The sequence below is a fragment of the Paenibacillus sp. BJ-4 genome (assembly GCF_020404765.1).
Lineage (GTDB): Bacteria > Bacillota > Bacilli > Paenibacillales > Paenibacillaceae > Paenibacillus.
In genome coordinates, this window is record NZ_JAIVEM010000071.1 from 125,172 (window position 1) to 145,046 (window position 19,875).

Consider the following 19,875-nt stretch of genomic DNA (forward strand, 5'->3'; position numbering starts at 1 on the left):
ATGAGTTTAACGCATTGCAATGTGCATTTCTCACAGCAGCCCGACAAGGTGGCTTATATATCCACTGCCTTGTTGAAAAGCCTTAATTTATCCGGAGCCAAGTCCATTCGTTTACGGCTCGGTAAGGATCAGATTCCCGCCACAGTGAAGCCGATTCAGAAGGCGGGACGTCATCTATACCTGACCTCCGGCTTACGTAATGCAATCCGTGTTCCCAAAAGCGGGTCCATCTATTTGCGCAATCTGGACGGTGATGTACAGCTAGGGCCGTTGATTGGAGTACTGTCTGACGGCACCAACTCCACCACCCGCCCTTTCGGATCACGCACAGGCTTTATTAAGCAGCTGCTGAAGGAAGGCAGCAAGAAATCTTATATTTTTGCCTTCACCCCTCGGGATATCAACTGGCAAAATGATACGATTAACGGCTATTTTCTATCATCCAGCGGGGAATTTACACGTAAACTCGTACCTCTGCCGGATGTGATTTATAATCGTTTGCCGAGTCGTCGCTCTGATTTTTCCCCGGCGATCAATCAGCTGCGCGAGCGGTTTTCCCGCAAACGAATTCCCTTCTTTAACTGGAGCTTTTTCAATAAATCAGATATCTATCATCTGCTGGAAAGTAATCCAGAAGTCAACCGCTATGTCCCTGAATCGTATATGAATCCCAGCTCTGAACGAATCCGGGGCATGCTGGAACGCCATCAATTTGCTTATTACAAGCCAAGCGGAGGCAGTCTCGGCAAAGGAATCTACCGGCTTTCCCATGTTCCCAAGCAAGGCTATTTTGTAAGGTATCGCAAAAAAAATAGCAATGTATTACTGCGCTTCACCTCTTTTAACTCTATGCTCCGTATGCTTCAGTCCAATCAGGGCCAGACATTAAAAGGCTACGTCATTCAGCAAGGAATTCAGCTGATCGAGATTGACAATTGCCCGATTGATTTCCGGTTTCACATGCACAAGAACGGCAATAACCAATGGGTCGTCGTCGGAATTGGAGCCAAAAAAGCCGGTCGTGGCAGTGTCACGACTCATATTAAAAACGGTGGCTCCCTGATGACACCGGAGCAGGCGCTGAACCGGGTATTTGGAGATCGGGGGGGCGAGGTACTTCAACGTGCCAAGAATGTAGCGATTACGCTCGCGGAAGCCATTGAGAACCATCATCAGCATCTGCTGGGTGAAATCGGCTTCGATCTGGGCATTGATCAGCAGGAAAAGGTATGGATGTTTGAAGCCAACTCCAAGCCCGGTCGATCCATTTTTCAACATCCATCGTTGCGTGCGGAGGGTAAAGCATCCGTGGAGCATATTTTGGACCACTGTCTTTACCTCAGTAAATTCCGCAGAAAAGAGGAACTATGAATACCCGGGCGGAGCAAAAACCGGTCGTTGCTGTATTGACCGTGCACGACGATGGGCAATTCTTCAAGGGGAATCAGCGTAACTTTAGGGATATCCTTGAAACGGGAACACGAATGGGCTATCAGGTGTACATCGTTACCGTCAGGGATCTGAAGCTGGCAGCTGAAACGGTCAAAGGCTACATCTTCAACAAAACCTTACAGGCTTGGGAGGAAAAAAATTTCCCGCTTCCGCAGGTCATTTATAATCGCATCCCAAACCGTAATTATGAGCTTAAAACCTCTGTTCGTACAAAACTGGAGGAAATTTCACAAACTTCTGGCATTGAGCTGTACAATCCGGGCTTTTTTAACAAGTGGGAACTGTTCAAGTGGCTCCGCACCTCGGAATCTACACGTCAGCTCGTTCCAGCAACCAAAAGATTAAGCAACCTGTCTTCCTTGGGGAAGATGCTGTCTGCGTTTCCATACCTGTATCTCAAGCCGGAGAATGGCAAGGCCGGAAAGGGGATTATGATTCTTAAATTCCGGCCAGAGCATCTGATGGCCTACAGGCTAACCATTCAGCATGACAAAAAAAGCGTAACCTACAGATCCGTGTCGCTGTCCCGGCTGTGGGGACGTATTCGCCGGGAAGCAGGTAATTCACCTTATATCATTCAGCAGGGTATCGATCTGGCAACCTATCAGAAAAAGCCCTTCGACCTGCGTATCCTGGTGCAAAAAAATGTCCGCGGCTCATGGAGCATTACCGGGGTCGGCGCCAGACTGGCGGGTAAAGGAAGCATTACGACACATGTCCCGCGTGGTGGAAGTGTGGAGGACCCGTTCAAGCTCCTTTCCTCTCTGTTTGGGCCTGAGGACAGCACGGATTTACTGAACAAAATTAAAAATACGGCCATTCAGATTGCACGTCAAATTGAACGCGCGTCTGGCCTCTCCCACGGAGAAATGTCCATGGATCTGGGCGTAGATACGAATGGTACTCTTTGGTTTTTTGAAGCCAATGCCAAACCAATGAAATTCGACGAGCCGGAAATCCGTCAAAAATCGCTTAGACGCATATTCCAGTACAGCTCCTTTTTGGCTGGACGAATGAAATCATAATCAAGGAAGTGGAATCATGCCGCAAATTAGTGATGTTCAACATTTGCCCACCCGGAGCTGGCTGCTGAGACGACGACAGTTGCTGTTTCTGGCCCGAAGTTCAGGCGGCATGCGCATTACTCGCAATGCTCAGCGGCAGTTGGCCGTTCTAACGCCGGAGCAATTGAACAATCCAGGCTCCTCCCTCCTGTGCGCTTATGTGCGCACAGAGAAGGGCCTGCGGATTGCAGGTTTTTCCCTCGCTCTGAATTACGGTAAGGATGCGTGCATCGTGATCGTTCGTCCGCTTTACCGGGGCCGCAGACTGGGTGCTAGACTGCTGTCCGCCCAGCTCAAACAGCTGCACCGCCTGACGTGCAGCGTAGCCGCCGATAATATAGCCAGTCTCAAAACCTGTTTTCGCGCTGGACTTGTTGCGCATGAAATGACGACTGGACCGACCGGAAAACCCACGCTGATATTTCGCGGGGAGCTATCCGAAGATGAGCAGACGGCAGAGGAAGGTGGAATGCTGTGCCAAAACCTGTCCTAGGCATCATGACCTTGTATTTGAACAACAAGAAGCAATTGGAGGAGCGCGACATATATGAGCGCATGATTGCAGAAGGGAAAAGACTGGGACTGGATACGTATGTATTCACTCCTGCAGATGTTCATAAGGATCGCAGGCTGCTTCTTGCCCAAATCTATGATCCACACAGCGGTAAATGGACTCGAAAATGGCGGGAATTCCCGGACATGATATTCGACCGTTGCCGGGTGCAGCGTAGTGAGCGGTATCTTCAATTGAAGCAGTTTCGATTGCAATATACAGACATTGTCTATTTAAACCGACCGCTGAGCAATAAATGGGCGATTCATCAGCAGCTTGCGAGGAAAGCTGCCTTTCGCCCCCATCTGCCTGCAACCGAGCTGTTCGGTGGATTTCATAGTATAAAGCGGATGCTCAAACAGAATCCACTGGTATATCTCAAGCCGATTAACGGTACGGGGGGGCGCGGTATTTTACGCATTGAGCCTGTTAACAGGCAAGGAGGCCTGTATCTGATTGAGGGCCGCAATCACAAGCGTCATATTATTCCCCAGCAACGGGTACGTCTTGACCGTCTGGAGCCACGTTTAAGCAGATGGAACATGGATAACTACATCGTTCAGGAAGGCATTCCTGTACAGTTGCCAAATGGCAGGGTGCATGATTATCGCATGCTGGTACAGAAAAACAGCCAAGGGGTATGGGAATTAACCGGATGCGCCGGACGAATCGGGGCGCATCGAAGCGTCACTTCCAACCTCCATGGCGGAGGCAGAGCGGTACCGATGAAACAACTGCTAACGCAATGGATTCAGGATGAAAACCATAGAGAGAAAATCATCAAGCAAGGGGAAAAGCTTGGGCTGGATATTGCTGCTTATCTGGAGGAAAGCTACGGGGCATTGTGTGAGCTTGCGCTTGATTTGGCGATCAACAAGGACGGTCATATTTACGTGCTGGAGGTCAATCCAAAGCCAGCCCGCGAGGTATTTTCACGTATTGGTGAAAAAGAGACCTATCGCCGTGCCATCGCCAAGCCTATGGAATACGCCTTGTGGGTCTACAATACGAAGATTAATCCAAAGCCTCAGACGGATTACAAAACAGAAGATAAAACAGAAGATAAACCCGAAAATAAAACAGAGAATAAGGCAAAGGAAGGCTCCGCGTAAAGTGGCTGCCTTCCTTTGTTTTGTTGTCTGCGCGACATCGCTTGCATGTTTGTGTCTTATATATATGACGCGTCAGGCGTATCTAGAAGCAGTAATCTGATCTGTGAACCAGTAATCGGTGGTGCGTGATTACTCGGCATTTTTATAAAGCGTAAGCAGCTGCGTGAAATCCGTAATAATCGCATCCGAACCCTTCAACTCGTCGTTTACGCCAAATCCGGCATAAGCGCAGCCGATAACCGTCTGTCCGTTCTTTTTACCCGCTTCCACATCAGAGGAACGATCACCTACCATCCATACGTTCGAAATCTCATGCTTGCTCAACAGAATTTCCAGCAAATTCACTTTGGAAAGCGTGCTGTATTCCCCAGCGCTATATAATCCTTCAAAAATGGGAACCATTTCATAGGCAGCGGCGATCCCCTTTACATAATCCTCCAGCCCGTTACTTGCTACAAACAATCGTACGCCCTGCTCATGGAGGGCCTGGAGTGTTTCTTTTACATGTGGATACAGAGCATGACTTCCGTTCTTCAATCCCTCTAGCTCCAGCTGAAGCAGTAGCTCGTCCGCTCTTCTGTGGGCTGCTTCACTGGCTTCTGGCATCACTCTTCTCCAGATTTCATCCAGCAGCATGCCCAAACTATTCAAAATAAGCTCCTCGGGAGGAGTCTCTCCTTCATAAAGCCCTTCGGCGCGCAGCGTATCAAACAGCTTGTGGTATGCAGGAAGCAGCAGCGTCTCCGTCTGAAAAAGTGTACCGTCCATATCAAATACCATAGCCCCAGGTTTCTTCAACACAGGTGCATTGTTCATGTAGTTATCAGTCATTCCTTTCCTATGTAGGTTTACAACTCCAACCCCTCTCATGATAAGCAATAAGAGAGGTCTGTGTAAACCTCATTGCGCATACCGTTAGCTCTTATATTTTTTTAAAACAGCCCTAAAACAATGCAAGCCGCCCCACATATTCGTGTGTAAAGCACCAGGTGGAAGCTTGAGATCAGCACCGCTCCAATACGAAAATCCCGCCTGCTCTATCCATTGCTCCATCGCCGCAAGGTCAACCGTAGGGTAATCAAACGTCAACAGGAGCATCCCGTCATCCCGTAAAGTTCGATGAAATTCACGCAAGGCTGCCAACGATTCATCAGGTGTTAAATGCTCCAGCACCGAAATACATACAATTTTATCAAAACTGGCATTCTCATAGGGCAGGGCAGTCAAATTGGCGTGTGCGGAGTGGAGGCGAACTGGTAAAATTTCCTGAATGCGTTCGGCGGCCTCCTCTCCGATATCCCGCCGCACCTCGGCCAAAATGGCATCTACGGAAACAATCCGTATATCCAGATCGCAAGCATAGACCTGAGCGCAGCGCCGAGCCAGCTCAAATTTGAATGGATGCGGGATACCACATGCGGCGTCCAGCACCGTATCCTGCCCAGATATAAATTGCAGGCACCACTCATACTCATAGGGACGGCTCCACCAGCTTTGGGGTAGCCTATAGATTAGGCTGGAGGAGTTGGGATCAGAATATACAAAAAAACGGGAGAAATACGGGTCCGCAGTGTTCATGGATGCAGCCTCCTTCTCGAATGCTCAGATTGCTTTTGCCACACAGCACAGTTCATGACCCCGTTTCTCGCCCTGAAGTTTGGCCAGCAGCCCCATTCGTTCCGTAAAATCAAGCTCATCGTACAACGGATGGGCTTGTAGCAAGTCATCCAAACCGGAGGGAAGCTGACGGGTGAACAAAGCAACCGGACGCAAGCCGGACTTGGCCAGCAGCAGCGTCAGTGTATGCTCCGAATAATGATACAAATGATCTTCCTCTGTGAATAAAGGTGAATAAACGCCGTAAGCCTCATTGGTAAACGAGTTTTTGTTGGGCACTGTCATATATAACGCCCCGTCAGGTTGAAGCTGTTCGCGTAAATCCGTCAAAAATGCGATCGGGTCCGCAATGTGCTCCAGCACATGCCAGCATGCAACGGCTTCGTATTGGTGATTCAAGGATAAATCAGTATCCTCTTCATTATCTTGTGTTTCATTCACTTCCTGAGTTTGAGCATCTTCTTCGATTTCACCGTTCCAGTAGCCTGGCATCAAATCTACATCATATTTGTCTTTGGCATAGGCACGCGAGTCAATAGAAGGCTCAATCCCCACTGCATTCCATCCACTTTGAAGGGCAGCATGGATAAATTCTCCGGTACCCGATCCGATCTCGAGCAAATTTCCTTTACCGGGACTGAACATTTCCAGCAGCATGAGTCCAAAAAGGGCATGATCCCCGTAGGTTGAAGCCGCAGCACTATCGCGCATGGCAACCCAATTGACATTATAAATCTCTGAGATCATATCCTCAGGCTGTATACGATCCACATCATTACGGAAAACCAAGCCACAGGAGCCGCATCCTATCAATGTAAAACGATCATAGCGATGGAAAACACCCGTGTCGGATGAACCGCACAACTTGCACTTCATACCCTGCTCTGCTCCTTTTACCTTCCCATAAAATACGTCCTTTATTTCATCTTTGATTTCCGGTTCGGGATTGGTAACAACCTGGACACTGGCAACCTTGACAACTTCCGTGGTGACAACATGATCGATATCTTCCTGTTCAGAGGCGGGTTCGTCCCCTACAATTTTGTTGTCTTGATCTATCCAGAGCGTGAGTCGGGGATTCGGGTCCAAAATCGATTCATATTGCTCTTTCCAGCCATAACGAGCATTCGGGTCCAGCAGCTGGTACCGTTCAAATTTTGCTGCACGAATAGCAGGTGTATACCATCCCCAATGCTGGATACGGTAGTTGCTAATCTCACTGGGAAGGTCAAGCACATTTTCGGGAAATCTCCCACAGTGCAACGACTGCTCCTTCCATTTATAAGAAAATCCTTCCTTGTATCGAATTAGAAAAGGGCGGTAGTACCGATGAGCCTGCCAATAGTCATCATCACGGTAATGTGTGGAAGACCACATATCATACAGCCTGAAGCAAATCGTATCGCCTTTCGTTCCCGCCAACAAAGAATGTACCCCTTGAGCAAACCGGGATTCGAACATTTCGTCAGCATCCATATTCAAAATCCATTCCGGGGAGGAGGCCACAGTCTCTCTCCACTGCTGCTTCCGCAGTTCTACTTCATTGGTAAAGGAAGCTGTTTCATTACGGACTAAACGCAGTGGAATCCCCTTCAGTAGCTCTCGGCACAATTCACCGCTACCGTCATGGCTGCCATCATCGATAATGACCGCCTCATCAATGTATTCCCGATGACTTCGGAGCACATCTGTGAGCTTGCGATCCGCCTCATTGTATACCGTCATGCTCAGCGTCAGTTTGGGCTTGGAGGCAGCTGGTGTATGAAGCTCACTTTGACGTGGTCCGGAAAATGCTTGTGGCACAACAAAAGAATCCGCAGTGTACTTGGCAAAGACAGCAGACTCACGGAGATGATCTGGTATAATGGGAGGTTCAGAGTAGTTAGGGGTTCTTGATGGAGTGGAACGATTGTAGGTCAGAGAATGATCAGGAGTATCCGGGTGTTCTGCATGAGCTAAATAATACGGATGGTCCGTATTTGCAGCACTCGAAGTAAAATAGTTTAGGGCCGATAGCAGCTGCTCTGCCTTGATCCGATCCGCTTCCCGGTACAGATGCATCGCCGGATAGTACGTATCCACAAAAAGTGGGAATCCATACGCAGCCGCCCGGATACAAAAATGCCGATCTTCCCCCCAAAAGGAAACGTTTTTAATTTTACCAAAGTGAATTCCCGCTTCCAGCGCCCGTCTGCGGATTAAGGTACAAGCTCCCAGACCGCCCACCTCATACAAGCCCGGGACATGCAACTGGTGTATAAAATGCAACTCGCGATGCGCTTGTTCCTCTGCTGATAATACCTCTCCTTCTTCACGCTGAAACAGATTATATTCGTCACTAAGCCATACTTGAGGCAACAGCGTTCCATCCGGCTGCCAACGTGTCCAGAAAATCTCGGATACGATATCCTTCTCCGTCTCTACCAGCCTGCACAAGGTACGGGAATGAAGAACCAAGTCTGAATCAACTAAAAAGAGCGCGTCATAATGATGCTGCAGCGCGTAGTCAATGAGACGATTTTTAAAGCCAGCCACTTTCCAGACGAGGGCAGGCGGCCAATAGTGAGTGTGCTCATCACTGCGATTCTCCACTTGCTGCTGGCCTTTCAACAAGGGCAAAACCCGCCCCGGCAGCCGATTGGCAAAATCAACAAGCCACTGGCTTGAGATTGGATTGTCATTATCATCAACAAACAAATAATCCGGCAGTACGTCAGGTGCGTCCAGTCGCTCCAATGCTTGAAGAAACAAAATCAACGTTTCGGGCTTCTGATGTATCGGACTTCCGATTAGTATACGCATAATTCAACGCCTCCATCAGGCGGAAGCCTCATACCCGTTTTCCTCCATGTCCTAGCGCATACCATAATTACGATCAAGCGATAAGGGAGTCAGCGTGATATGAATGGACCTTCACCTGGAAATATCAATGAAACGACATCAGTACAAAAAATACAATCTCTCCATCCAATATAAAATCCATTTCCCGGTCACACGAGCTAATCCCGAATTCACGCATTTGCAAAATTACAGCCCTTACAGAGTAAATTGAATGGTCTTATCCATGCCCTCCTCCCTGCATCAGACTTTGATCTTCTAATTTATTAGTGCGAGGATAAATTTATGATCATCACATAACCTCCACACGTTCTATGAAATTGCTACATAATGAGCAAGCTATCCCAATAAAATAGAGGGTATACCAAGTTTTTTGGGAGGGACAAAGAGCATGGTAACTGTCAGCTTATGTATGATTGTCAAAAATGAAGAAGAAGCACTTCACACCTGTCTGAAATCGGTTCATGATCTGGTGGATGAAATCATTATCGTCGATACCGGCTCTACCGACCACACTCAAGAGGTGGCTGCATCATTCAACGCACGGATATACCCTTTTGCATGGTGTGACGATTTTTCTGCAGCCCGCAACTATGCGTTTGATCAAGCCACACAGGACTATCAATTTTGGCTGGATGCTGACGACATACTGGAAGAAAAAGACCGGGTATCCTTTCTCAATTGGAAAAAACAATCCACCCTCTCATATGACAGCATTACGATGGATTATGTGTTATCCGTAGATGAACAGGGACAGCCACTACATAAGCTGAAAAGAAACCGGATTGTACGCCGGGATCGTCAATTCAGATGGGTCGGATTTGTACACGAACTTCTGAATGTGACAGGCAGCATCTTTCACGCAAATATGGCGGTGACCCATAAAAAAATACGCGCCTACAATGACCGTAATTTGCACATATACCTCAAGCACCGGGAACAGGGCACCGTATTTTCTGAACGAGATCACTACTACTTTGCTAATGAACTGTATGACAACGGACGGACGATAGAAGCCATCCAGCAATATGAGCACTATCTGGGGCTGAATCAGGGATGGATTGAGGACCGGATTGCTGCTTGCTTTAAGCTTGCGGATTGCTACGGTCGCCAAGGCCAAAAGCAGGAGCAGCGGATGGCGCTGCTTCGCACACTTAACCTCGATGCACCGCGCCCCCAGTTCTGCTGTGCCTTTGGCAATTTGTTCATTGAAGACCAGCAGTATGCACAAGCCATTTATTGGTTCAGACAGGCCACACGGATTGAGCCGCCACAAGATGTCATGGCCTTAACTAATTCGTCGTACCACACTTGGCTGCCGCACTTGCAATTATGCCTGTGTTATGACCGAATCGGAGACATTGAAAAGGCAAAATTGCATCATCGCATGGCCCAGTTACATCATCCTACTCATCCGAGTGTTTTATATAATGAGCAGTATTTTGCGCAGCTAGAACAACAGGGATGAGGAAGACGAACACTTAGGAAGTTGTTCCTCTTAAATTCATTCCAGGTAAAGGAAAAAGGCCACCTGCACTTGATGCTTGCAGATGGCCTTCCCTATTTTAATAATGTATCGGACGAGAAAACAAATAAAACCAGTGCTGTTTAAAAACTCTCAAAATACTTTTTTCCGGTCGCGTTCCCCCTTCAAAATTTCCACAGACTCACGGAAACGCAGCGAATGGATCACTTCTCGCTCACGCAAAAACTTCAAACTATCCTGCAAATCCACATCGTCAGTCAGATCAATCAGCCACTGGTATGTAGCTCTTGCCTTTTCCTCTGCCGCAATGTCCTCATACAAATCCGCAATGGGGTCGCCTTTGGCTTGAATATAGGTCGCTGTAAAAGGAACCCCGCCTGCGTTTTCGTAAAATAATGCACGATCATGCGCCGCATAATGTTCGCCCAGACCGGCTGCCTTCAATTGCTCCACACTTGCATCCTTCGTCAGCTTGTAAATCATCGTGGCAATCATCTCAAGATGCGCAAATTCCTCTGTCCCGATGTCATTCAGTACACCGATGACCTTATCAGGAATGGTATAACGCTGATTCAAATACCGCAAAGCTGCGGCGAGCTCACCATCCGCTCCCCCATACTGCTCCATGAGCAACTTGGCCATGTGAGGATCACATTTGCTAACACGTACGGGATATTGCAGCTTCTTCTCATATACCCACATTTATGTTCCTCCTTTAAAAAAGGTTGTACCTGCCTATACCTGCCACGGCCAAGGGGCTTGGCTCCACTCCCAAGGATATTTGGAATAGGCACGGCCAAAGTTTTGCAAAGGCCCATATAGAAGCTGGTACTCGTTAGCAATCGCTGTTCTTTCCTGTGTGAGCTTGTTGAACTGTTCAATGGCCTGCAGATCATCCGGGTGTGTATCCAGATACAAATTAAGCTCTACCAACACAAAATCCACCGCTTGGAGCTTCTCCAACAGCGCATAAAACTGTGCATCCCCCGGTTTGGTTTGGGGCGTATAGCCCGGGGCCGGGTTTCTGCCTTGATTGTAGTCCTCTGTTTGGCCCTGGTACTGGTTTTGGTTTTGGAACTGGTTTTGATATTGATACTGGTACGAATTTGAATAGGGACTATGATATTGATTCTGCTGTTGCTGTTGATACTGACTCTCTTGCTCGTTTTGCTGTTGAAACTGGTTGTTGGACTGACCCTGATTTGGATGCTCCATTCTACTCGCCTCCCCCCTGGTTTCTCTTAGGCTGATAAGGGCTGTAAAGCAAAGGCCATAGTGTTCCCTTCGTCAGTGCCTCTTCCGGACTGAATTGGGGCAGACCGGGGGGCTGAAATTGCACAAACAAATTAGGCGGTAGCACAAAAGTCTTGCACAGAATGGGCGGACACGGATCGAACGGGCCGACAAACGGAGCATACTCACCTTGCTGGGGAAATTTCACGGGCCGGGACCTCCTTTGATTGATCCATCTGCTTTACTATTCAACATATGCCGCATCGCCCAAGTCTCGAACAAAAAAATTATAGATAAAAAAAGAACCTTCAAAACCACGTTAACGTGGAATCAAAGGCTCCTTGTCTATTCCTCTATAATAACTTACATACCTGAACTGACCGCACCTATCTATTGGGATCAGGATTCATCGGTAGAAAGCTCATCTTCAATCATAAGTTCAGGCTTGCGATGAATCTTAACCCGCATAATGCGAAGCCTGGTTGCTTCCTCCACCTCAAAGGTCAGATTATAAAACTCAATTTTCTTCCCCTTCACCGGGCTGCCTTCCAATTCCTTGAACAGCCAGCCTCCGATGGAATCCACCTCGTCATCTTCAATGTTCACACCAGTCAAATCATTGACATCCTCAATGAGCATACGGCCGTCCACAGAGATAAAGTTTTCCTTTATTTCCACGCTCGGACGCTCATCCTCAAACTCATCATAGAGGTCCCCGACGATTTCCTCCAATATTTCCTCAGCTGTCAGCAGCCCGGCCGTTCCGCCGTACTCATCCACCACGAGGGTCATTTGGGAATGCTTTTTCTGCATAAGACGGAGCACATGACTAACTTCCATCGACTCCGGTACATTCAAAATAGGACGAACTACCGAGGCCAGATCCAGTTGCTCCCCCTGCTCAGCTAACAGAAGATCCGTAATATGAACAAAGCCGATAATCTGATCTTTGTCCTCGACCGCTACCGGGTAGCGAGAATGCTTGGTATCACTGATGATTTTCAGGTTTTCCTTGAACGATAAGTTTGTGTACAAACAATCCATATCCGTACGGGGCAGCATAATTTCACGGGCAAGCAAGTCGGAAAAATCAAAAATATTATCCATCAGCTTGATTTCGTCCTTATCAATAACCCCGCTTTTGGCGCTCTGATTCATCAATATCCGAATTTCTTCCTCCGAATGCGCCGCTTCGGCTTCACTTGCCGGCTGGATACCGAATGTTCGCAGCAGTAAATTCGCAGCGGAATTCAACACCCAGATCACGGGCAGAAAAATCTTGTAAAAGAGCAGCAAAGGAGCTGATAAAAATAACGCCACCCCTTCGGTTTTCTGAATCGCCAGAGACTTTGGAGCCAGCTCGCCCAATACAATATGCAAAAAGGTAATAACGCAAAATCCAACAATTACGGATACTGTTGTAATCAGTGTACCGTCAGTTATACCAAGTCTATACATGAGTGGCTCAATCAGGTACCCGGATACCGCTGGTTCACCGATCCAGCCCAAGCCCAATGAAGCCAGCGTAATGCCCAGTTGGGTGGCGGACAGATAAGCATCCAGCTTTTGGTTCACCTTCAGCGCATAGCCTGCCAGGCGATGACCCTCGCTTTGGAGCTGCGTCAATCGAGATTGGCGCATTTTGACCAGCGAAAACTCTGCGGCCACAAATACACCGTTAAGAAAGACAAGCAGCAGTACCAAGAGGAGATTCACAACTAGCAATCCCCAATGAAACTCGGTATGACCTTCCAATACGAACTCCCCATTTCTTATAGATAACATTCTGCATCATTTGACTTGCAATGCTCATCGTGAATTCTCTAGACGAATTAGAGCAATTCAATCTAGATTGAATTGAAAGTTGCGAATGAAAACATGCAACATGCTTATAGTTGTAATGCTTTTCTTGATTTAAAATCTACTCCCTTGTAATACATATCCGCGACAAGCAGATTCGGTCCGCAGCAGGCAGCAGCATCACAATGACAGTTAACGGTCTGGTTTAGCGGGTGCTCATTCAGCCATTCACCGAAAATTTCGTCCAAACCTTGCTCCTGAATGTTTCCAAAAGCAGGAATGTCTGCGAAATCCGTCACATACACGCTACCCGTGAACATATTTACATTAACGCGGTTTCTACCGTCCGGATCATTACGAACCGTAATATTCGGTTCCTGGCGCAGGCGGCGAAGCAGCTTGCGATCCTCCTCCTGATCGGAGCAAGCAAAGAACGGCAGGGTACCAAATAACATCCACATATCCTGGTTACGCACATCCAGCAGCTTATGGATAGCGCTGCGCATATCGCCCAGTGAGAGCACAGGCAGGGCAGAGGCAAAATTTGATGCGTACATTGGATGGACCTCATGCCGTCGGCATCCCATTTCATTGATTAACTGATGAATGCCATCCAGCTTCGTGTGAGTCCGATAATTAATCATGGATTCAGCTGAAATGAACATGCCCATCTCGCTTAATTTACGGGCATTCTCCACCATTTTCTCATAAAGGCGAACAGCACCCGCGCGTGGAGTCGGACGTCCGGTATTCGCAAAACCCACTTCATAAAAATCGTCGGCATTCAAATAATTAAATGATATATGCATGACATCCAAATAAGGAAGCATCTTCTCATACCGGCGGATATCCAATGTCAGGTTGGAGTTTATTTGTGAGCGAATGCCGCGCTCCTTGGCATATTTCAGCAGTGGTACGATCACCTCATCAACCGTTTTATCGAGCAAAGCAGGTTCTCCGCCTGTAATACTGATCGTCTCCAGATGCTCAACCTCATCCAACCGCTTCAGCATCAGATCTAACGGTAGGAAAGGGGCCTCCTTCATGACTAGCATATCGCCAACAGCGCAATGCTCACAGCGCATATTGCACAGATGCGTCACGGTCATTTCCACACTTGTCAGCAAATGACGACCATATGTGCGCAGCGAGGCAATCGGGTCCCACGGATCGTATGCTGGCGATATTGGGGGAAATGTGTTGTTTTGTAGAACTGTCATTATGTTTTCACCTTATTTCTGTTATTAACCTCAAAAGACGTATAAATATCATATCATGATGTGTAAAGCGTCTGCATGCTTTCTTCCACATCTTCTGCTAATCCACATGTACTTCTCCGAAAGGGACAGCGGTAGCACCCAGTGTGTTCGTAATCATAACCGAAAGGGATACGGACAAATCCAAATCGTAAGGTGCTTTCAGCTCCTGCCCGTCCCGGTCTCTCACAATGCGAATGACAGGCCTTTGCGGAATTTTGGGGTGTATACGTACTACAACCCCTTCCTCCCCTGTATTGAGCACTACAGAGAGGCCCAGAGGGTAAATCGCTACACAGTCACGGAAGGCTTCCAGCATCCGCTGCTCATACAGCGTGCCTGCACCGGCGTACAGCACCTCCATCGCTTCATAAGGCAACAACGCCTGCTTGTATATCCGACTTGCTGTCATTGCGTCGTATGAATCCACCAAACCGATCCATTTTGCATATTCGTGGATTTGGTCCTTCTTCCAGGCGTTCGGATATCCGCTGCCGTCGATACGCTCATGATGCTGCAATGCACAGTGAGCTGACAACAAGGGAATCCCCGGTTCATCTTTAAGCAACTTGTAGCCAATCACCGTGTGTGTTTTCATATGCTCGTATTCCTCGTCCGTCAATTTGCCTGGCTTATAGAGCACTTGAGGTGAAATTTTCATTTTTCCAATATCGTGCAGTAATGAACCTATTCCTAGTTCCATAAGCTGGTTGTTATCGTAGCCATTGGCTATTCCCAGTACAAGCGAATACAGACATACGTTTAATGAATGATGATACAAATCCTGGTCCGCTGCCCCAATATCCATCAGCATAATGATAGCATCCTGGCGGCTTCCGATATCGTCCAGAATGGACTCCATCACCTTATAAAAGGACTTCCCAAAATATTTGTTCTTATGATCTACGGAATAGGATGACAGACCCTGAAACTGCTTTTTGATCTCCTGTAGCGCCACTGCTCTTGTCTGTTCATGGATCATTTCAGGAATCACGATATCTTCGGTTACCGCATCCTCAATGTATACATATCCAATACCGACTTGGCCTAGACGTTCAATCAATCGCTGAGTAAGCTCAACACCTTCCGAGAGCAGCACCATTCCGTTTTCATTGTATATTTTTTTGCCCAGCTTCATGCCGGCTCTCAATAATTTAACAGGTACCAGTCGCAGCTTAATCCTCTCCCGATTGTTTTGATACCTGAAGCCACCTAGCTGCAAAACACTCTTCCATCGCGCCCGGACGCTTCAACTCCATTTCAATCAAATCCCGTAAAAATTCTGGAAGCATAAATCGGAACTCCGTTCCGTTCGCAAGCACCTCATAGCCTGCTCTGAAAGTGAACATATCCAGTGTACCCACCGTATATTCCACATCCTCTACCAATAAACGATCCGCTACACGAATGTGCGTGACTTTATCATAAGGAGCGCGATCCGGGTCATACTGTATCTCCAAACCTTCCACACACATTGTGCCAAGCACTTTACCTCTGAAGCCAAATCCCATCATTGGCTTGTCCGCAAATTCAGGCAATAAGGACTGCTCCAGTGCCAGCCGAATGTCCCTTCCCCGCAACTTCATAACACAGGCATTAATCGGCGATGGGCATAAGGAATGAAGCATTCCTTTGCTGATATTCCCTTGGGGCAACGGGCCGAGCAGTTGCCCCGCATTAACCAGAGCAATGGCTGTCCCTGTAAAATGTGACACCGATTGTGCCAGTAAATTCCCGAAAGGGGACTCGTGATCGTATGCAATCCCCAGTTCACGATCCGTCACGGCTACTGTGCTCTCCAAAACACGCTCTGCATGTCTGCGATACAGAACGATGGCCGAGGCTACTTTTTCATCCAGCAGTGTAGGATCTACAGGAACTACGCTGCCTGACGCAACTCGAAACGGCTCATGACTGCCGCTACGTGTCAATGTCACTTTACCCAGCAGTGTCCCGAACTTCCCCGCTCCACACAAAGCGGTATTCCCTATCCAAAGCGGCTTCTCTAGCACATGATGGGTGTGGCCTCCAAGAATAACATCAATTTCAGGAAACTGTGATGCTAATTTCTCATCGGAAGGCAAACCCAGATGAGACATCACGACCAAAACATCAACCTGCTTTCTCAGTGCTGCGATCTGCTCACCCAGCACCTCGAACGGATCGAGAGCATTCCAACCAAGCAATCGATAAAACTCTGTAAAAGGAGCCGTCAAGCCGAGCAAACCAACCTTGATTCCTGCTTTGTCCAAAATCACAGATTCCTTCATCCACGAAGGTCTTACCCCCGTGGCACTCTCTATTATATTGCCACATACGACCGGACAGTGAATTCCCGCATAGGCCTGTTCAATGATATTCGGGGTAAACGTCAGTCCTTCGTTGTTACCGATCGTAATCGCATCATATCCTGTTAGATTGATCACATCCACATTTGCCCCACCCAGCGTTCCTTCCGTTTCGGGGGCCATCCGGTCCATGTGGTCTCCTATATCCAGTACAAGCAGCGCATCCCCAAATGCGGCTCTTTGTTCATCAATCATTGCGGCTATCGAAGGCATACTGCCAAAATGACTATGTATATCATTCGTATGCAAAATGGTCAACGTTTGCCGATTCGTCATCTCCATAACCGCCCTCCTTCTTTATATATCGACTTTAAAGCTTCTAATGTTTAAGGATACCATTTTCTTTACCATTATGGTACATATGAGTGTGTGGAGCCTCACCCGGCGATTCGGCTCCACTACAGGCTCAAATCATAGACACATTGAAAAAGCACTAACATAAGCTTCCGTATACATCTAAGATGAAAGGGTTCCTCGTACCTATTTTGCAACTCGGAATAATAGTAAATTAGTCGTTGTCATCCCATATAATTCTTGATATATTAGGGTTGTTTCGTATTTTCGACACATTTTCGACAATAAGGAGGTTAGCACATGAGAGTTCACGTTACCGATGCCAAGCCAGGAGATCGCCTCAAATCCGATACATACAACGGGCACGGTGTACCTGTCTTGGTTCAGGGCACCGAGCTTCAGCACGAAGATATCTCCAAGCTTATCATGCACGGTGTCGATTATATCGACATTGATGCTGGTTCAACGAGCATTCCGGTTGACTTTGCCCCCGATGTCCCAACTTCCCCCGAATCCCTCAGACGCGCCGTCCCCCTCATGGAGCAGACCATCAGTGGCTTTGAGAGCATGTTTCTCGAGGCTTCCGCAACTGGAAAATTTGATGAATCTCGAGTTGATGAGCTATTCGGCCCCCTCGTTTCAGAACTGACTCGTCAAAAAGATGTCGTATCTATGTTGTTAATTATGGAACGGGGAGATCAGTATACGTATAATCATTCTCTCCAGGTAGGTGTGCTCTCATATTACATTGCCACATGGCTGGGATATACAGAGGAAGAGGCTTATGCTGCAGGTAAGGCCGGATATTTACACGATATAGGCAAGTCCATGATACCAAATGAAATTTTGAATAAGCCTGATAAATTAACGCCAGAAGAATTTCAGGAAATGAAGAAGCACTCCCAATATGGCTTTGATATCATTCGTAATTCGACCAGTGATGAAATTTCAGCAATCGTCGCCCTGCAGCATCACGAGCGCGAAGATGGAAGCGGGTATCCCCATGGACTCTTTAAGGAAGAGATTCATCCTTTCGCCAGCATAACGGCTATTGCCGACGTGTATAGCGCTATGATTTCCAATCGTGTGTATCAAACAAAGCAAGAGCTGCTTGCCGTGTTACGCGAGCTGCATAGCATGAGCTTTGGACATCTGAACCCCGAAGCTACTCAGGTCTTCATTCGACACATGCTTCCGAATTTTATTAATAAGCAGGTGCTTCTAACTTCAGGTCAGACAGGGACGATTATTCTGAATAATCCAGTTGATTATTTCAGACCTTTGGTGAAGATCAGCGATAATGAGTATGTAGATTTATCCAAGGAACGCCATGTATCCATTGATGAAGTTTATCTGGAATCCTGATCTGCAACTGCTGCCCGGCGTTACTTTGGTAGAACGGAATGGTTTACCGAAAGCAGAGGCTACACGAATCAAAAGAGGCTGTCCTTGATCCGTAGGTTTTTCCTACAAAGGACTGCCTCTTTTTATGCTTAAACCTGATTATTAAGGGCCATCAAAACAATAAAAGCACGTTTCTACTATATAAAGTATGTTCCACCTCTACATTTGTACATTAGATAAGAGGTGACTGAATCAATGTTGCGAAATTAAACTGGTGTACATGACCATCATTTAATGTAGTTTGGCCCGTAACAAAATGTACGTGTTTCCCATTTCCGACTGGAATAGCGGGTCCTGTTCTAATCCTTCTCAGATTATGAAAATGGTTTACGAAATCAGTTTTCGTAAGATCAATTTCATGGACATGGCTTCTTCCTGATCGAATCGCTTGCCCAGTTACACCTGCAAAGCGATGATTATGCCGGTCTGCGCCTTCTTCAGCCAGTTTGGTACTACCTTCAAATTCATGTACATGCCTCTGTGTCTGTTTAGAAGAGAGGGTTTTCTTCTTTACTGCAGTTTTATTCTTCTGCATCCGTTGCATGCCTCCTTATGTTTGTGTCGCTCACAACATCCTATTAAGCAAACATATTTAAGTGCTAGGCAATCATCCACAGTCTTAACAATAAATTTTTTAATGCTACCTCCCCCATATAAACGAACTCGAATCATAGCTCATTCCTTTCTAATTTTCACGATTCAACTGCTGACACATATGTAAACATTACAGAAAAAATAGAAGGAGGCGAACTTAAAAAGTTCGCCTCCTATCTAGCAGGAAATCCGAGTCGGCACAAAATCGGCACAACTCGGATTTAACTCCTTTAGAGTATCTTAAAAACCTTGTCGTATCAAGGGGTGCTTCGTTTTAACCGATACTACCTTCCATCTCAAACTTGATTCTTTTACGATTTCATAACCTATTATAATAGGAAGAAACTCGTTTTTTTTAAAAGAATGCTTTCTTGACCAATCACTACATTTCATTATGTAGGGGGCAAAAAAGGGGCAATAAAATTCATTTAAAATAATGCTTAATCATCTGTATGGAATATTATAAAACTGAAATAAACTTAGAGCGATGCATAAAGGTGTTGTCCCAAAATCACCCTCATATTTTTCCAACGAAGTGGCAGACAGCCCGACAGCATTTGCTGCTTCATCGACTGTAATACCTCTCAGCATTCTGGCAAAATATAAGGTTTGGTTGTTTGATCTTTTACGCTTATGAATATCTGACATGGCTTACACTCCTTATATACTTGTCTTTACTGACAACTGAATTTCTTGTATACTCACGTTGAATCTTTTTCCGTGGGATCTAACATGGCTATCCTGGCAGGGATGCCAACCCACATTTGTGCGTCTCTCTTATGGGAGGCGTTTTTTTGTTACATCCGATCTATGTAATTATCTAG

The 19,875-nt window shown here is 46.9% G+C and carries 18 protein-coding genes; 6 read left to right on the forward strand and 12 right to left on the reverse strand.

All coding sequences use genetic code 11. The annotated features are described in order from the left end of the window. Genes LCF57_RS11800 through LCF57_RS11815 form a run of 4 tightly spaced genes read left to right on the forward strand, consistent with a single transcriptional unit; the run spans window position 1 to window position 4,181 of the window. Window positions 1–1,371, forward strand: a complete 1,371-nt coding sequence (locus LCF57_RS11800; RefSeq protein ID WP_226000851.1) for a YheC/YheD family protein — start codon at window positions 1–3, stop codon at window positions 1,369–1,371. Further along, window positions 1,368–2,477, forward strand: a complete 1,110-nt coding sequence (locus tag LCF57_RS11805; RefSeq protein ID WP_226000852.1) for a YheC/YheD family protein — start codon at window positions 1,368–1,370, stop codon at window positions 2,475–2,477. The genes LCF57_RS11800 and LCF57_RS11805 overlap by 4 nt, the downstream gene beginning before the upstream one ends. 16 nt (window positions 2,478–2,493) lie before the next feature. After that, complete coding sequence (locus tag LCF57_RS11810; RefSeq protein ID WP_226000853.1) at window positions 2,494–3,009, forward strand: GNAT family N-acetyltransferase; 516 nt, start codon at window positions 2,494–2,496, stop codon at window positions 3,007–3,009. Beyond that, on the forward strand, window positions 2,991–4,181 hold the full coding sequence (locus tag LCF57_RS11815; protein WP_226000854.1) for a YheC/YheD family protein: 1,191 nt from the start codon (window positions 2,991–2,993) through the stop codon (window positions 4,179–4,181). The genes LCF57_RS11810 and LCF57_RS11815 overlap by 19 nt, the downstream gene beginning before the upstream one ends. Window positions 4,182–4,310: 129 nt before the next feature. On the opposite strand, the gene LCF57_RS11820 is transcribed toward LCF57_RS11815, so the two are convergent. From LCF57_RS11820 to LCF57_RS11830, 3 genes are all read right to left on the reverse strand, one after another. Beyond that, window positions 4,311–5,012 carry an HAD family hydrolase gene (locus tag LCF57_RS11820; protein WP_226000855.1) on the reverse strand — a complete coding sequence of 234 codons (702 nt, stop codon included), beginning with the start codon at window positions 5,010–5,012 and terminating at the stop codon, window positions 4,311–4,313. An 84-nt stretch (window positions 5,013–5,096) separates the two neighbouring features. Further along, a complete protein-coding gene (locus LCF57_RS11825) occupies window positions 5,097–5,759 on the reverse strand; it encodes a class I SAM-dependent methyltransferase (protein ID WP_226000856.1) in 663 nt (220 codons plus the stop codon). A 24-nt stretch (window positions 5,760–5,783) separates the two neighbouring features. Further along, complete coding sequence (locus tag LCF57_RS11830; protein ID WP_226000857.1) at window positions 5,784–8,600, reverse strand: methyltransferase domain-containing protein; 2,817 nt, start codon at window positions 8,598–8,600, stop codon at window positions 5,784–5,786. A gap of 427 nt (window positions 8,601–9,027) precedes the next feature. Between LCF57_RS11830 and LCF57_RS11835 the strand changes: the two genes are divergently transcribed. Beyond that, on the forward strand, window positions 9,028–10,104 hold the full coding sequence (locus LCF57_RS11835; protein ID WP_226000858.1) for a glycosyltransferase: 1,077 nt from the start codon (window positions 9,028–9,030) through the stop codon (window positions 10,102–10,104). Window positions 10,105–10,254: 150 nt separating this feature from the next. Here the strand turns inward: LCF57_RS11835 and LCF57_RS11840 are convergent, their stop codons facing one another. The 7 genes from LCF57_RS11840 to LCF57_RS11870 form a co-directional block, all read right to left on the reverse strand. Beyond that, a complete protein-coding gene (locus tag LCF57_RS11840) occupies window positions 10,255–10,824 on the reverse strand; it encodes a manganese catalase family protein (RefSeq protein WP_226000859.1) in 570 nt (189 codons plus the stop codon). A 33-nt stretch (window positions 10,825–10,857) separates the two neighbouring features. Beyond that, the gene (locus tag LCF57_RS27880) at window positions 10,858–11,337 is read right to left on the reverse strand and encodes a spore coat protein CotJB (RefSeq protein ID WP_318840672.1); all 480 of its coding nucleotides are present in this window, start codon (window positions 11,335–11,337) and stop codon (window positions 10,858–10,860) included. 1 nt (window position 11,338) lies between these two features. Further along, window positions 11,339–11,563, reverse strand: a complete 225-nt coding sequence (locus LCF57_RS11850; RefSeq protein ID WP_226000860.1) for a spore coat associated protein CotJA — start codon at window positions 11,561–11,563, stop codon at window positions 11,339–11,341. Between the two features lie 191 nt (window positions 11,564–11,754). Continuing rightward, entirely contained in the window at window positions 11,755–13,110 is a 1,356-nt protein-coding gene (locus LCF57_RS11855; protein ID WP_226000982.1) for a hemolysin family protein, read from the reverse strand. Window positions 13,111–13,244: 134 nt separating this feature from the next. Continuing rightward, window positions 13,245–14,375, reverse strand: a complete 1,131-nt coding sequence (gene yfkAB / locus LCF57_RS11860) for a radical SAM/CxCxxxxC motif protein YfkAB (protein ID WP_226000861.1) — start codon at window positions 14,373–14,375, stop codon at window positions 13,245–13,247. 97 nt (window positions 14,376–14,472) lie between these two features. After that, window positions 14,473–15,633 (reverse strand): HD-GYP domain-containing protein, encoded by a 1,161-nt coding sequence (locus LCF57_RS11865; protein WP_226000862.1) that lies wholly within the window; start codon window positions 15,631–15,633, stop codon window positions 14,473–14,475. Then, entirely contained in the window at window positions 15,587–17,041 is a 1,455-nt protein-coding gene (locus LCF57_RS11870) for a bifunctional metallophosphatase/5'-nucleotidase (RefSeq protein WP_226000863.1), read from the reverse strand. Before LCF57_RS11870 ends, LCF57_RS11865 begins: the two co-directional genes overlap by 47 nt. Window positions 17,042–17,353: 312 nt before the next feature. Between LCF57_RS11870 and LCF57_RS11875 the strand changes: the two genes are divergently transcribed. Beyond that, on the forward strand, window positions 17,354–18,418 hold the full coding sequence (locus LCF57_RS11875; protein ID WP_226000864.1) for an HD-GYP domain-containing protein: 1,065 nt from the start codon (window positions 17,354–17,356) through the stop codon (window positions 18,416–18,418). 211 nt (window positions 18,419–18,629) lie between these two features. Here the strand turns inward: LCF57_RS11875 and LCF57_RS11880 are convergent, their stop codons facing one another. Further along, window positions 18,630–18,992, reverse strand: coding sequence for a YmaF family protein (locus tag LCF57_RS11880; RefSeq protein ID WP_226000865.1), 363 nt, complete (start codon window positions 18,990–18,992; stop codon window positions 18,630–18,632). A gap of 503 nt (window positions 18,993–19,495) precedes the next feature. Beyond that, window positions 19,496–19,699: a helix-turn-helix domain-containing protein gene (locus LCF57_RS11885; RefSeq protein ID WP_226000866.1), complete on the reverse strand. Its 204-nt coding sequence runs from the start codon at window positions 19,697–19,699 to the stop codon at window positions 19,496–19,498. Between the last annotated feature and the right edge of the window lie 176 nt (window positions 19,700–19,875).

Excerpts from the sequence above, each read along its gene's own strand:
- LCF57_RS11840 (WP_226000859.1), bottom strand. The coding sequence starts at position 10,824 with ATGTGGGTATATGAGAAGAAGCTGCAATATCCCGTACGTGTTAGCAAA.
- LCF57_RS27880 (WP_318840672.1), bottom strand. The coding sequence starts at position 11,337 with ATGGAGCATCCAAATCAGGGTCAGTCCAACAACCAGTTTCAACAGCAA.
- LCF57_RS11810 (WP_226000853.1), top strand. The coding sequence starts at position 2,494 with ATGCCGCAAATTAGTGATGTTCAACATTTGCCCACCCGGAGCTGGCTG.
- LCF57_RS11870 (WP_226000863.1), bottom strand. The coding sequence starts at position 17,041 with ATGGAGATGACGAATCGGCAAACGTTGACCATTTTGCATACGAATGAT.
- yfkAB (WP_226000861.1), bottom strand. The coding sequence starts at position 14,375 with ATGACAGTTCTACAAAACAACACATTTCCCCCAATATCGCCAGCATAC.
- LCF57_RS11820 (WP_226000855.1), bottom strand. The coding sequence starts at position 5,012 with ATGACTGATAACTACATGAACAATGCACCTGTGTTGAAGAAACCTGGG.
- LCF57_RS11805 (WP_226000852.1), top strand. The coding sequence starts at position 1,368 with ATGAATACCCGGGCGGAGCAAAAACCGGTCGTTGCTGTATTGACCGTG.
- LCF57_RS11835 (WP_226000858.1), top strand. The coding sequence starts at position 9,028 with ATGGTAACTGTCAGCTTATGTATGATTGTCAAAAATGAAGAAGAAGCA.
- LCF57_RS11885 (WP_226000866.1), bottom strand. The coding sequence starts at position 19,699 with ATGTCAGATATTCATAAGCGTAAAAGATCAAACAACCAAACCTTATAT.
- LCF57_RS11800 (WP_226000851.1), top strand. The coding sequence starts at position 1 with ATGAGTTTAACGCATTGCAATGTGCATTTCTCACAGCAGCCCGACAAG.
- LCF57_RS11880 (WP_226000865.1), bottom strand. The coding sequence starts at position 18,992 with ATGCAGAAGAATAAAACTGCAGTAAAGAAGAAAACCCTCTCTTCTAAA.
- LCF57_RS11830 (WP_226000857.1), bottom strand. The coding sequence starts at position 8,600 with ATGCGTATACTAATCGGAAGTCCGATACATCAGAAGCCCGAAACGTTG.
- LCF57_RS11875 (WP_226000864.1), top strand. The coding sequence starts at position 17,354 with ATGAGAGTTCACGTTACCGATGCCAAGCCAGGAGATCGCCTCAAATCC.
- LCF57_RS11825 (WP_226000856.1), bottom strand. The coding sequence starts at position 5,759 with ATGAACACTGCGGACCCGTATTTCTCCCGTTTTTTTGTATATTCTGAT.